The 12,264-nt window shown below is 53.0% G+C and carries 15 protein-coding genes; 14 read left to right on the top strand and 1 reads right to left on the bottom strand.

Annotated features, from left to right (window positions below):
- Positions 1-447: 447 nt before the first annotated feature.
- From alaS to ULO1_RS02020, 5 genes are all read left to right on the top strand, one after another.
- On the top strand, positions 448-3,111 hold the full coding sequence (gene alaS / locus ULO1_RS02040) for an alanine--tRNA ligase (RefSeq protein WP_079906099.1): 2,664 nt from the start codon (positions 448-450) through the stop codon (positions 3,109-3,111).
- Between the two features lie 74 nt (positions 3,112-3,185).
- Positions 3,186-3,371, top strand: a complete 186-nt coding sequence (locus ULO1_RS02035; RefSeq protein WP_079906100.1) for a hypothetical protein — start codon at positions 3,186-3,188, stop codon at positions 3,369-3,371.
- 178 nt (positions 3,372-3,549) lie between these two features.
- Positions 3,550-5,043: a spore germination protein gene (locus ULO1_RS02030; protein ID WP_078665612.1), complete on the top strand. Its 1,494-nt coding sequence runs from the start codon at positions 3,550-3,552 to the stop codon at positions 5,041-5,043.
- Positions 5,040-6,140: an endospore germination permease gene (locus tag ULO1_RS02025; protein WP_079932885.1), complete on the top strand. Its 1,101-nt coding sequence runs from the start codon at positions 5,040-5,042 to the stop codon at positions 6,138-6,140. The genes ULO1_RS02030 and ULO1_RS02025 overlap by 4 nt, the downstream gene beginning before the upstream one ends.
- Positions 6,137-7,273 (top strand): Ger(x)C family spore germination protein, encoded by a 1,137-nt coding sequence (locus ULO1_RS02020; protein WP_079906102.1) that lies wholly within the window; start codon positions 6,137-6,139, stop codon positions 7,271-7,273. Before ULO1_RS02025 ends, ULO1_RS02020 begins: the two co-directional genes overlap by 4 nt.
- Here ULO1_RS02020 and ULO1_RS02015 read toward each other — a convergent pair whose 3' ends face one another.
- Positions 7,274-7,501: a CLC_0170 family protein gene (locus ULO1_RS02015; protein WP_079906103.1), complete on the bottom strand. Its 228-nt coding sequence runs from the start codon at positions 7,499-7,501 to the stop codon at positions 7,274-7,276. It lies immediately after the preceding gene.
- A gap of 43 nt (positions 7,502-7,544) precedes the next feature.
- On the opposite strand from ULO1_RS02015, the gene ULO1_RS02010 reads away from it, so the two are divergent.
- From ULO1_RS02010 to ULO1_RS15350, 9 genes are all read left to right on the top strand, one after another.
- Positions 7,545-8,837, top strand: a complete 1,293-nt coding sequence (locus ULO1_RS02010) for an FAD-dependent oxidoreductase (protein ID WP_078665608.1) — start codon at positions 7,545-7,547, stop codon at positions 8,835-8,837.
- Positions 8,837-9,088 (top strand): ferredoxin family protein, encoded by a 252-nt coding sequence (locus tag ULO1_RS02005; RefSeq protein ID WP_079906104.1) that lies wholly within the window; start codon positions 8,837-8,839, stop codon positions 9,086-9,088. The genes ULO1_RS02010 and ULO1_RS02005 overlap by 1 nt, the downstream gene beginning before the upstream one ends.
- Positions 9,085-9,621 (top strand): ferritin-like domain-containing protein, encoded by a 537-nt coding sequence (locus ULO1_RS02000; RefSeq protein ID WP_078665606.1) that lies wholly within the window; start codon positions 9,085-9,087, stop codon positions 9,619-9,621. The genes ULO1_RS02005 and ULO1_RS02000 overlap by 4 nt, the downstream gene beginning before the upstream one ends.
- The gene (locus ULO1_RS01995) at positions 9,614-9,868 is read left to right on the top strand and encodes an IreB family regulatory phosphoprotein (protein WP_079906105.1); all 255 of its coding nucleotides are present in this window, start codon (positions 9,614-9,616) and stop codon (positions 9,866-9,868) included. The genes ULO1_RS02000 and ULO1_RS01995 overlap by 8 nt, the downstream gene beginning before the upstream one ends.
- 12 nt (positions 9,869-9,880) lie before the next feature.
- Positions 9,881-10,828 carry an aldo/keto reductase gene (locus tag ULO1_RS01990; RefSeq protein ID WP_079932884.1) on the top strand — a complete coding sequence of 316 codons (948 nt, stop codon included), beginning with the start codon at positions 9,881-9,883 and terminating at the stop codon, positions 10,826-10,828.
- A 14-nt stretch (positions 10,829-10,842) separates the two neighbouring features.
- Positions 10,843-11,256, top strand: coding sequence for a Holliday junction resolvase RuvX (gene ruvX / locus ULO1_RS01985; protein WP_078665603.1), 414 nt, complete (start codon positions 10,843-10,845; stop codon positions 11,254-11,256).
- 56 nt (positions 11,257-11,312) lie between these two features.
- A complete protein-coding gene (locus ULO1_RS01980; RefSeq protein ID WP_078665602.1) occupies positions 11,313-11,576 on the top strand; it encodes a DUF1292 domain-containing protein in 264 nt (87 codons plus the stop codon).
- Positions 11,577-11,680: 104 nt separating this feature from the next.
- Positions 11,681-12,175 (top strand): transposase zinc-binding domain-containing protein, encoded by a 495-nt coding sequence (locus ULO1_RS01975; protein ID WP_079932883.1) that lies wholly within the window; start codon positions 11,681-11,683, stop codon positions 12,173-12,175.
- Positions 12,151-12,264, top strand: a 114-nt coding sequence (locus ULO1_RS15350) for a transposase (protein WP_200806919.1), incomplete at its 3' end; no start/stop codon positions are given. The genes ULO1_RS01975 and ULO1_RS15350, both read left to right, overlap by 25 nt.

Below are 12,264 nucleotides of genomic sequence, written 5' to 3'. Positions count from 1 at the left end.
AGAGATACCGTTATCCTTGCTAAACAACTGAATGATAATGTTTAAAAAAATTTATTTATAATATTTTTAGCAATTTTCATTCTGAAAAAGGGTACATCGCAAAAAGCATATCAAGATAACCAGTTTGACAATTATCCCATCTTTATGCTACAATATTCCATCATGACTGAGAGCAAAGGCGAAGAAGGACCGAGTTGCCCATCACTCCGTCAACAGAGAGGAAACCCTCAGGCTGCAAGGTTTCTGGCGTGAGCGGGTGACAGCCAGTCCGGAGCCGGCCCGGGAGGACCGGGCCCGGGGGGCCCGTTACAGCCAGGAAAGCCTGGCTTTCCATGAGGTGACCGGTTTGGGCCGGTAACCAGGGTGGTACCGCGAGAGGAACTCTCGTCCCTGTGGGGGTGAGAGTTTTTTCTTTTAATAGTGCAAGTCAGGAAGGGAGAGACACAGATGCTGACAGGAAACCAGATTCGGGAAAAATTTCTGTCCTATTTTGAGCGGCAGGGCCATGCCCGCATTGCCAGCTCGTCGCTGGTGCCGCACAATGACCCCACCTTGCTCTTTACCAATGCCGGCATGAACCAGTTTAAAGATGTCTTCTTAGGGCTGGAGCAGCGACCCTATCGGCGGGCTACTACCGCTCAGAAGTGCGTGCGGGCCGGGGGCAAGCACAATGACCTGGATACGGTAGGGCGCACAGCCCGCCATCATACCTTCTTTGAGATGCTGGGCAACTTCTCCTTCGGGGACTACTTCAAGCGGGATGCCATCCGCTTTGCCTGGGAGTTTCTCACCGAGGAGCTGGGTTTACCCAAAGAGCGCCTCTATGCTACCATCTATCTGGATGATGAGGAAGCCTTCCAGCTCTGGCAGGAAATCGCCGGTTTGCCGCCGGAAAAAATCATCCGGCTGGGGGAAAAGGACAATTTCTGGGCCATGGGCGACACCGGGCCTTGCGGTCCCTGTTCAGAAATCCTGATTGACCGCGGGGAAGAGTTTCGCTGTGATGCCCCGGAATGCTTTATCGGCAAATGTGATTGTGACCGCTGGCTGGAAATCTGGAACCTGGTCTTTATGCAATACAACCGGGATGCTGATGGTACTATGACCCCTCTGCCCAGGCCCTCAATTGATACAGGCATGGGTCTGGAGCGGATTACTTCTGTTATTCAGAATGTCAGTTCCAATTACGAAACCGACCTCTTATTGCCCTATATCAAAGCTGTGGAAGAAATGTGTGGACAACCCTACCAGCGGGATGAACGGGGTTTCCCCTTCCGGGTTATCGCTGACCATGCCCGTTCCTGTACCTTCCTGGTGGGGGATGGGGTATTGCCTTCCAATGAAGGGCGGGGCTATGTGCTGCGCCGCATTTTGCGCCGGGCGGTACGCTTCGGCAAGATCCTGGGGATTAACCGTCCTTTCCTGTATGAACTGGTGGCGGTAGTAGCCCGGGAGATGGGGGATGCCTATCCGGAAGTGCGGGAAAAGGCCGATTATATCGCCCGGGTGATCAAACTGGAAGAAGAACGTTTCCATGTCACACTGAATGAAGGCATGGCCCTGGTGGAGCAAATGATTGCCGAAATCAAGGCCGCCGGGGGCCGGGAGATTTCCGGTCAACAGGCTTTCCTGCTCTACGATACTTACGGGTTCCCCCTGGATTTGACTGAAGATGCTGCTGCCGAACATGGACTGACAGTGGATAAGGAAGGCTTTGCCCGGGCCATGGCAGAACAGCGGGAACGGGCCCGCGCTGCCCGGGGAGAGGGGGCTTATTTGACCAGGGTGCAGGAACTCTGGGCTGAACTGGGCAATAAAATGGGGGCTACTCCTTTTCTGGGTTATCAGCATTTAGAGGCTACCGCCAACGTGGTGGCTCTCATTGTGGAGGAACAGCAGGTAGAGACCGTTGCTTCCGGTCAGGAAGTGCAGATCGTGCTCAATGAAACCCCCTTTTATGCTGAAAGCGGCGGTCAGGTAGGGGACAGGGGCTGGATCACAGCTCCTGACCTGAAGGTGCGCGTCACTGACACCAGGAAGTCTGTCAATGGCCTGATTGTCCACATCGGGGAAGTGGAAGAGGGGGTTATTCGGGAAGGTATGCTGGTAGAGGCCAGGGTGGACCGGGAGAGCCGGCTGGCTACTGCCCGCAACCACAGTGCTACCCACCTGTTGCATAAGGCTCTGAAGCAGGTGCTGGGAGACCATGTCAATCAGGCCGGGTCTCTGGTAGCTCCTGACCGTTTGCGCTTTGACTTCAACCATCTGCAGGCTGTGACTGCCGGGGAACTGCGGCGCATTGAAGATGAGGTAAATGCTCAGATCCTGGCGGCTCTGCCCATAAGTACAGAAGAATGTTCCCTGGCTGAGGCCAGAGAGCGGGGGGCTACTGCGCTCTTCGGGGAAAAATACGGCGATGTGGTTCGAATGGTAGCAATGGGGGACTACTCCCTGGAATTGTGCGGGGGCACTCACCTGACCAATACCGCCCAGATCGGGCTCTTCAAAATCATCTCCGAAAGCGGGATTGGTGCCGGTTTGCGCCGGATTGAGGCGGTAACCGGTACCGGGGTACTGGCTCTGGTCCGTCAGCAGGAAGAAGAGCTGGAACAGTTAGCAGCAGTGCTGAAAACCCAGCCTGCTGAACTGGTACGCCGGGCCGAACAGGTTCAGGCTCAGATCAAGGAACTGGAGAAGGAGGTCGAGCAGCTGAAACAGCAGCTGGCCGTACGGGAAGTGGCTGACTTGCTGAATCAGGTCAGCAAGGTACGGGATGTCAAGGTACTGGCAGCCCGGGTGGCAGTACCTGATGCCGAGTCCCTGCGCAATCTGGGAGATTTACTCAAGGATAAGCTGGGCAGCGGTGTGGTCGTACTGGCAGCAACCAGCCAGGAACGGGTCAATTTTGTCGCCATGGTAACCAGAGACCTGCTGGGCCGGGGCCTGCATGCCGGCAATATCATCCGGGAAGTGGCCAGAGCCGCCGGTGGCGGTGGCGGGGGCCGGCCGGATATGGCCCAGGCCGGGGGCAAGGATCCCGCCAGAACTGATGCTGCCTTACAGCTGGTATACAGTCTGGTGGAACAACAGCTGAGCCAGCAGCTGGTTTAAAATACCTGAAGGATTTTGCCTCTTCTCGACGAATAATATTGCGGTAACAAGTCAGGTCGAGGAGAGGTGCATAGATGAAAATCGTTTACGAAAGCGAGCGGGTAGCAGCCATCCGCAAACAGTTAGAAGAACTGGACAACAGGGAACTGGACTTCCTGATGGAATGCATTGGCCGGGAAAAAGACCGGCGGCGGCAGGAAGTTTTTCAGGAGTGGCTGGCTTTTCTCGATAGCTCAACGGTTAGGCGGACAGCTCACTGATAGGGAAAAGGCTCCTGACTGGCCTACAAGCCGGTTCAGGAGCTTTTTTCTGCCAGTTGGACAATAGAAGTTATCTGAGCAGATGGGGACAGTTGAGGGACTGTCCCTTTTCCTTTGCCTGCATACTATCTGGCGCAAAGTAGCAAAATACATAAACAGAGGAAAGGGGGAGGGATACATGGTAGCTGCAAAGTTTGGTGCCGATCTGGAGAAAAACTTGCAACTTCTAAAAGAACGGCTGGGGGAAGGGAAGGATATAATCTGGCGTAACTTTACCATTGGGGCCAGTGGGGCCAGGGGAGCCCTGCTTTATGTGGATGGCCTGACGGACAAAACCACTTTGCAGGAACAGGTGCTGAAACCACTGGTAATTCTGTCCACTGACTACCCCGCAGGCCGGGAATTTCGCGGCACCTTTGGGCTGGAAAAAGTCATGGACCATTTACTCAGTGCTGGCGGAGTTAAACGGGAGGAAGATGTGAACAAGGCCGTCACAGCATTGCTGGCCGGGGATACCCTGGTTCTGCTGCAGAATTGTTCCCACTGTCTGATTGTTTCCACCCGGGGCTGGTCAGCCCGCAGCATCACTGAACCAGCTACTGAGGCCTTGATTCGGGGTCCCCGGGACGGATTTGTGGAAACCCTGATGGTCAATATCGCCCTGGTGAGGCGGCGGATACGGGATGACCGCCTGGTGGTGGATTTACGCCAGCTAGGGGTACGCAGTCAGACTGATGTAGCAGTGATGTATATCAAGGATCTGGCTCCTCCGGAGCTGGTAGAGGAGGTTAACCGCCGACTGGACAAAATCAATCTGGATGCCCTGATTGAAGCAGGTTATGTGGAACAGCTCATTGAAGATAACCTCTGGTCGCCTTTTCCCCAGTTACAACACACGGAACGGCCGGATAAAGTGGTAGGAGGATTGCTGGAAGGCAGGATTGCCATTCTGGTGGACAATAGCCCTTTTGCTTTGCTGTTACCTGCTACCCTGCCGGTATTGTACCAGTCCCCGGAAGATTATTATGAACGCTGGCAGGTAGCCTCTTTTGCTCGATTTCTGCGTTTCATCGCTTCTTTCTTTTCTGTCCTGACGCCAGCGGCTTATATTGCCATAACCAGCTATCATCCGGGGATGCTGCCTACCAAACTGGCCATGGCAATTGCTTCCAGCCGGGGCGGGGTGCCCTTTCCAGCTTTTGTGGAAGCGGCATTGATGGAGATTTCCTTTGAGCTGTTAAGGGAAGCGGGGGCCCGCTTACCCCGGGCCATTGGCCAGACTATATCCATTGTAGGCGGTCTGGTCATCGGTAATGCAGCGGTACAGGCGGGCATTGCCAGTCCGATCATGATCATCATTGTGGCGATTACCGCCATCGCTTCCTTTGCTATCCCTCATTACAATGTGGCCGCTGGCCTCAGACTGATGCGCTTTCCCCTCATGGTTGCGGCGGCCTTGCTGGGTATGTACGGAGTTATTCTGGGTTTTATTTTACTCAATATCCATTTTGTCCGCTTGAAGAGCTTTGGAGTGGTGTATATTCAGCCGGCAGTGCCGTTTAATTTACGGGATTGGAAGGATGTAATTTTCCGTTTGCCCTGGCAGGCCATGAAACTCAGGCCTTCGACTTTTAATGCCAGAGATGAGGTGCGAATGGGGGACAAACCATGAGCCAGAAGGAAAAAATTTGTGGCAAAGGCCTGGCCATGCTGATGATTGCTACCATCCTCGGGGTGAGGTTTTTGAGCCTGCCCCGGGACATTTCCCGGTTGAGCGGAGCGGATGGCTGGCTGACTGTCCTGGGCAGTGGTGCATTCCTGCCCTTACTGGTCTGGCTAGCCTATCGCCTGGCCCGCTATTTTCCGGACCAGGATATTATCCAGTATGGCCAGGAAATTCTGGGAAAAATTCCGGGCTGGATTATGGGCTGGCTCTTTGCCCTTTTTGCTTTGATGATAACTGCCATCAATACCCGGATGTTCAGTGATGTCATCAAGGTCTTTTTGCTCAGCCGTACCCCTCTGGATGTGGTGGTGATTGCTATGTTGCTCACCTGTCTGCCCCTCATCACTGGCGGGGCAGAGAGTATCGCTCGGATTGTCCAGCTGTTTGTACCTCTGATACTGGTTTTTTTTCTTACCATCATCCTGGGTTCTTTGTACAATGCTGACTTCGGTGAATTGATGCCCCTGCTGGAACAGGGCTGGCTGCCGGTGGTACGCGGTTTGCCCCTGGCGATAACCAGTTTTATCGGCGTGGGGGTCCTTTATTTCTTCTTTCCCAATGTGAAACGGTCAAGCCAGGAGAAGCTGGGAGCATGGCTGCTGGGGGGCATTATGCTGCCCTGGCTGGTAATTTCCGTACTGGTAATTGTAGCTCAGGCCGTTTTTGGCCGGGAAGAGATACATTTTCTGCTCTATCCCATTGTATCCCTGTCTATGGCGGCCACTTTACCGGCCAGTGCCTTTCTGGAGCGCCTGGATTTATTCTTCATCATTTTCTGGATCCTCAGTTCCTTTAACAGTATAGCCATTACCTATTTTCTGGCTTTACAGACCCTGAATCGGTTGCTGGGCCTGCGCCAGCTCCAGCCGATGGCCTGGCTGCAATTGCCGGTTCTCTATTTTCTGGCCATGGTGCCGGAGAATATCGAGCAACGGGCCTATTTGCTGCACTGGCTCAGTTATGCAGGCGGGATTTTCGTTTTTCTCTATCCCCTGGGTCTGCTCCTGCCTCTGGCCTGGTGGCAGAGGAGGAAAAGAGCATGAGAAAACTGGCAATTCTGGGAACGCTGGGGATATTGCTTTTTCTCAGCGGTTGCTGGGACCGCTGGGAGATCGAGGAACGGGGATTTGTGCTGGGCCTGGCCATTGATCGGCCCCCGACGGTTGAGCAGAAAGAGATTTTTCAGGTCACCATGCAGCGGGCTATTACCGAAGCCATGGCCGGAGGTGGTGGCGAGGGAGGAACCAAACCCAGTCCGGGTCTGAATATCAGCGGTACAGGCCAGAGTCTGCAACAGGTTTTTAGCCTGCTGGTGGATACCAGCAATCGTCCACCCTCACTGGAACATCTGAAAGTGATCATTTTCGGGGAAAAGGTGGCCCGCAGCGGAGTGGGACCTTTGCTGGACTTTTTTGCCCGCAATCCCGAGGTCAGGCTGGGGACTGATATGCTCATCGCCAAAGGGGATGCCAGAAAAGTGCTGGAAATTCGCATGGAGACCCAGCAACCGGCTGCTCTGGCCATTGCCGAGAGCCTGGATAACCGCCGCTATACCCTGACCATGGCACCCCGGCAAAATGTGGGCCAGGTGTTGCATGCTTTACTGGAAAAGCAAGGTGTGGTAGTTCCCCGGGTGATAGCTACCGGCAAACAGTTTTCCCTGCGAGGGGCTGCTTTATTGAAAGAGGGAAAGCTGGTGGACTGGCTCAATGGCCAGGAGGTGGCTGGCTATGCCTGGCTGATGGGACGGGTGGAGGGAGGAACGGTTACCATTAATGAACCGGGCCATCCCGAGCATCAGGTTTCCTTTCGCATCACAGATGCCAGCGTTTTCCGCCGGGTGTCGCTGACGGAAACAGGGCCAGAAGTGGAGTTTCGCATTCGTACGGAAGGAGACCTGGCGGAAATTACCCATGTTCGGAAACACGGGGAAGATGTACAGGTGCTGCGCCGCATCGAAGAGGTACTGGCTGAAGATATCCGCCAAACCTGCCTGGCAACAGCAAAGAAAATGCAAAGGCATGAAACCGATGCTCTGAAATTATGTAATGAGGTGTACCGGCGCTGGCCGCAATACTGGCAGGCCCGGCAGCAAGAATGGCCGCACCTGTTTGCGGAGATGCCGATAACAGTTCGGGTGGAAGCCCATATCCGGCGTAGCGGGGTACGGGAATAATCAAAAAATCATTTTCAGCAGTCGCAAGCCCAGATACAGACCGGGACCCAGACCCAGATAGAACCAGCCCCCGTATACGGAGAGTTTGGCTTCCCTGATCTGGCCCTGCTGAAGCAACCACTGGCCTTGAAGCAGCAGGGCCAGGCCACAGAAAAGGCTGAGGAGGAAAAAATATAAATTGAAGCGGTTAACCAGAAAGGTAAACCAGGAAGTTGTGGTAAAATCCATGCTCATCACCTCATCAATAGTCTGTCAACAGGGGAGGTAAAATATGCCTGAGCATTATGATGCAGTAGTGGTTGGGGCCGGACCTGCCGGAGCTGCTACAGCTTTGACCCTGGCCCGTAACGGAATTTCTGTCTGTCTTCTGGAAAGGGGGCAGTATCCAGGAGCTAAGAATATTTTTGGCGGGACCATCTATCGTCAGCCCACCGAGTTGCTGGTACCGGCTTTCTGGGAGGAAGCTCCGCTAGAGCGGCCGGTAGTAAAGGATGAGCTCTGGTTGATGGAAGAAGACTCGGCGATTAATGTGGGTTTTACCGGTCTGAAGTTTGGCCGTGCGCCCTACAATAAGTTCTGTGTACACCGCAGCCAGTTTGACCGCTGGCTGGCGGACCAGGCGGTCAGAGCGGGGGCCCGGCTTTATTGCAATACCACTGCCCGGGATCTGGTCTTAAAAGGCAAGCAGGTAATCGGGGTGGAAGTGGACGGTGGGGAGCGCATTCTGGCGGATGTGACAGTACTGGCTGAGGGAGTCATGGCAATGCTGACCAGAAAAGCGGGTCTGCGTTCCCAGATTCCTCCCCATGCTGTTACCCTTTATGTGCGGGAAGTGCTGGCCCTGCCGGCGGAAAAAATCGAGGACCGCTTTAACCTGCCTGCCGGCCTGGGCGCTACTATCGGCCTGCTGGGCTGGCCCACCGGCGGGGCCATTGGTAAAGCCGGCATCTGGACGATGAAGGACACGGTGGCCATTATAGTGGGCGGTTTTCTGGATGACCTGATTAAAAAGGGCCTAAGTCCCAGATGGCTGCTGGACCGCTTCAAGCAGCATCCCATTATGAAAAAGCTGCTGGCAGGGGCTGAACCCATAGAATACCAGGCCCACTTGATTCCCAAAGGCGGATATAAGGGGATACCAAAACTATACCGGGATGGCTTGCTGGTAGCGGGGGATGCAGCCGTGATGATATCCGGGCGCAGGGGCTCGGACCTGGCCATGCTTACCGGCAAGTATGCGGCGGAAACCATTATCCAGGCCAAAGCCCGGGGGGATTTTACTGCCAAAATGCTGGGAGCCTATGCCCGCAAACTTAATGACACTTTCTTTATGAAGGACATCAAGGCAGGGAAGGATGCCCTCAGCTATTATGAACATTATTCCGACAGCGATTTTCTCATCAGCCGACTGGCCAATCAGAGTGCCTATGAGTTTTTTACCGAGGGATTAATCACCGAAAAGGAGAAAAAGGAAAGGATTGTCAGGATGTTTGTCAATTATCAGAAACTGGGCAAAACGGTAAAGGATCTCTATGCCGGGATCAAAAACTGGGGGGTATTTTAATGCAAACCGAAATTCATCCGTCCCCGGTAGAACATATTTCTCTGAAAGATCCTGCTCTTTGTCGCAAAAAATGTCCGGAACATCCCTGTACCTTCATCTGTCCCAGCGGGGTTTTCCACTGGCAGGGAGACAGAATCAGGATTGAACAGGAGCAGTGTGTGGAGTGTGGAGCCTGTGAACTGGCCTGCCCTCAGGGCAATATCAACTGGACCTTGCCTCCGGGCGGTTTCGGGGTGGTGTATCACTGGTGAAAACCAGGGAACTGATTAACCAGCTCAATGAATTTCTCTTTCTGGAACAGGGCCAGGTTGCTCTCTACCAGATGATGGCCAGGGCCGCCCCGACCAGGCACCAGCGCCAGGGTTTACTGCGCCTGGCGGCCATTGAAGAAGAGCATGTCCGCAATATCAATGGTCTCTTGCTAACCATCGGCGGTAAAGTCCAGGGGTTGCCAGAGTTTATGGAAAGTCAGTGGGGTTACTGGCTCAGCCGCATGGGGCTGTCCGCTCTGATCAGCGGGACCAGGATACTGGCTAACTGGGAAACGGTTTTGCGGGGAGCGGTACTGGGGGAAGAAAAGGCCATTTCCTCCTATCGGCAGTTGTTGCGCCAGGTGAGAGACAGGGAAATAGAAGCCATCCTCTGGTTTAATCTCATTGATGAGGAACTGCATGCCTGCTGGCTGGAATTTTGTGCAACACAAAGAGGAAAAAAAACAATTGTGGCGAATATTATGGTAAGAGAGCCTGGGCAACCGGCAAGGGAGGCTGAAAAGAATGAATAATATCCATGATGAAACCATGATGTTCCAGCGGGATGGCGAGGAGAACCAGGCCCGGGAGATCCTGAAACAGGTATATGCGGCTCTGAAAGAAAAGGGCTATAACCCCATCAATCAACTGGTTGGCTATTTGCTATCCGGTGACCCGGCCTATATTACCAACCATAACCAGGCCCGTTCCCTGATCAAAAGGGTAGAGCGGGATGAGTTGCTGGAAGAACTTGTCAAGACTTATTTAAATCAGCTCTAACAGGAGGATGACGTGGAATACCGGCAGTTAGGTCAAACTGGAATTGAAGTATCCCGCCTCTGTTTCGGGGCTCTTACCATTGGGCCCTTGCAGGCAAATCTTCCCCTGGACCGGGGTGCGGCGGTGTTGCGCTACGCCCTGGAGCTGGGGGTTAATTTTATCGATACCGCCCAGCTATACCGAACCTATCCTTATATCCGCCAGGCGTTGAGGGGCTGGGATAAGCCCGTGGTGATTGCCAGCAAAACCTATGCCTATACCAGGGAAGGGGCAGCGGCGGCTCTGGAGGAAGCCCGCCGGGAACTGGACCGGGATGTGATCGATATCTTTCTCCTGCATGAACAGGAATCCATCCATACCGTCAGAGGTCACTGGGAGGCAGTGGAATATCTGCTGGAGGCCCGGGAAAAAGGGCTGATTAGGGAGGTAGGCCTGTCCACTCACCGCATTGCCGGGGTGGAAGCGGCTCTGGCTTTTCCTGAGCTGACAGTTATTCACCCTCTGTATAATCTGGCTGGAATTGGCATCGGTGACGGGGATGCTGCGGCCATGGCAGAGGCTATTGCCCGGGCGGCGGCAGCGGGAAAAGGCATTTACAGCATGAAACCTCTGGCCGGTGGCAATTTGTTAAGCCGGCGGGAAGAAGCTCTGCAGTTTGTTCTGTCTACCCCCGGGATTGCGGCGGTAGCCATCGGCATGCAAAGTGAGGCAGAAGTGGAATATAATCTGGCCTTTTTCAGTGGCCAAACACCACCTCACGAGGCGGCAGCACGGATCAGCAGCCAGCCCCGCCGCCTGCATATTGAGGACTGGTGTCAGGGTTGTGGACGCTGTGTTGAACGCTGTCAGCAACAGGCTTTGTACCTGCAGGGCGAAAAGGTGGAAGTTGATCGGAACAAATGTTTGCTCTGCGGTTATTGCTCAGCGGTTTGTCCTGATTTTTGTTTGAAAATCTTTTAAGAGGAGCTGGCTATATGCGGATAATGGGATTGGATGTAGGGGACAAGACTATCGGCATTGCCCTCAGTGACCCGCTGGGCTGGACGGCCCAGCCGTTGAAGGTACTGCGCCGGACCAGCCTGCAGCAGGATCTGGCGGAACTGGCCCGGCTCTGCCAGGAGCAGGAAGTGGAAAAAATCGTGGTGGGTTTGCCCCGGAATATGAATGGAACCTACGGTCCGCGGGCACAATTAGTGATGGAGTTTAAAGAAAATCTGGAAAAGGTGCTGGGGCTACCGGTAGAAACCTGGGATGAACGCCTATCCACTTTAGCGGCGGAACGGACCCTGCTGGCTGCCGATGTGAGCCGGGCCCGGCGCAAGCAGGTGGTGGATAAGCTGGCAGCGGTTGTCATCCTGCAGGGATATCTGGACAGGCAGCGCAATTGACAAAAGCTGCCGGCTGGAGTAAAATACAATTATTCTGATAGAAGAGGTGAATCAAAATGGTAGATGAAAGAGAAGATGTGATCATCCTGGAAGACGAGGAAGGCAATGAGCATCAGTTTGAAATTATCGATGTCTTTGAAATGGACGATAACCGCTATGCTGTACTGCAGGCTGTTGACAATGAAGAAGAAGCTGTTATCCTCAAAGTAATCACTGAAGATGGGGAAGATATCCTGGTAGACATCGAAGATGATGAGGAGTTCGACCGGGCAGCGGAATACTGGGAAGCAAGCCTGGAGGCCGAAGATTTCGAAGACTAAAGCTGAGCACTGGACGCTTTCTATATGAAAGCGTCTTTGTTTCATGTTTAGGAAATTATGCTTTAAGGCTTGATGTGGATAACTTAGGGTGTTAAGGTAGAAATATGAGAGCGCATCAGAAAGAAAATAAACAATCAATAAAAATAGTCGATATACTTAAAGAACATTGGGAACGGTTTCTCCATATACGGAGAGAAAAAATACCGGAAGACATGAGGGAGAGTGTAATTGAAGCGGTAGAAAAGGCAATAAAATGCGGGGACCCAAAGTACGGTTATGCAGAATACATATGTACTAATTGCATCGGGAGCGAGGAAAAGAAAGTAGCATTTACATGTAAGAGTAGATTTTGTAATCGATGTGGAAAAGCTTATATAGAAAAGTGGGTAGAAAAACAAACAAAACGGATATTAGAAATAGGATATAGACATATGGTATTTACTGTTCCAGAAGAATCAAGGGTGATGTTTTACCGTAACCGAGATTGGCTAAAAGATCTGAGTGATAAAGCAGCAGAAGTAATTCAGTATTGGTATCGTGAGAAAGGCAGGAAAAGAGGGTATGAAGTCGGGCAATACATACCTTTGGAAGGGACTTAAAATTTAATCCGCATGTTCATGTTCTGGTAACGGAAGGAGCGATAGATAAAAACAAAATATGGAAAGGAGTAGGTTTTATTCCATACGAT

Source organism: Carboxydocella sp. ULO1 (assembly GCF_002049255.1).
Taxonomy (GTDB): Bacteria; Bacillota.
The sequence above is the reverse complement of the archived record's forward strand: the minus strand, read 5'-3'. Positions and strand labels throughout refer to the sequence as shown.

Bases quoted from the DNA above. Each gene is read 5' to 3' on its own strand.
- ULO1_RS02035 (WP_079906100.1), top strand. From the start codon at position 3,186: ATGAAAATCGTTTACGAAAGCGAGCGGGTAGCAGCCATCCGCAAACAG.
- ULO1_RS01995 (WP_079906105.1), top strand. From the start codon at position 9,614: ATGAATAATATCCATGATGAAACCATGATGTTCCAGCGGGATGGCGAG.
- ULO1_RS02005 (WP_079906104.1), top strand. From the start codon at position 8,837: ATGCAAACCGAAATTCATCCGTCCCCGGTAGAACATATTTCTCTGAAA.
- ULO1_RS02020 (WP_079906102.1), top strand. From the start codon at position 6,137: ATGAGAAAACTGGCAATTCTGGGAACGCTGGGGATATTGCTTTTTCTC.
- ULO1_RS02015 (WP_079906103.1), bottom strand. From the start codon at position 7,501: ATGGATTTTACCACAACTTCCTGGTTTACCTTTCTGGTTAACCGCTTC.
- ULO1_RS02030 (WP_078665612.1), top strand. From the start codon at position 3,550: ATGGTAGCTGCAAAGTTTGGTGCCGATCTGGAGAAAAACTTGCAACTT.
- ULO1_RS02025 (WP_079932885.1), top strand. From the start codon at position 5,040: ATGAGCCAGAAGGAAAAAATTTGTGGCAAAGGCCTGGCCATGCTGATG.
- ULO1_RS01975 (WP_079932883.1), top strand. From the start codon at position 11,681: ATGAGAGCGCATCAGAAAGAAAATAAACAATCAATAAAAATAGTCGAT.
- ruvX (WP_078665603.1), top strand. From the start codon at position 10,843: ATGCGGATAATGGGATTGGATGTAGGGGACAAGACTATCGGCATTGCC.
- alaS (WP_079906099.1), top strand. From the start codon at position 448: ATGCTGACAGGAAACCAGATTCGGGAAAAATTTCTGTCCTATTTTGAG.
- ULO1_RS01980 (WP_078665602.1), top strand. From the start codon at position 11,313: ATGGTAGATGAAAGAGAAGATGTGATCATCCTGGAAGACGAGGAAGGC.
- ULO1_RS02010 (WP_078665608.1), top strand. From the start codon at position 7,545: ATGCCTGAGCATTATGATGCAGTAGTGGTTGGGGCCGGACCTGCCGGA.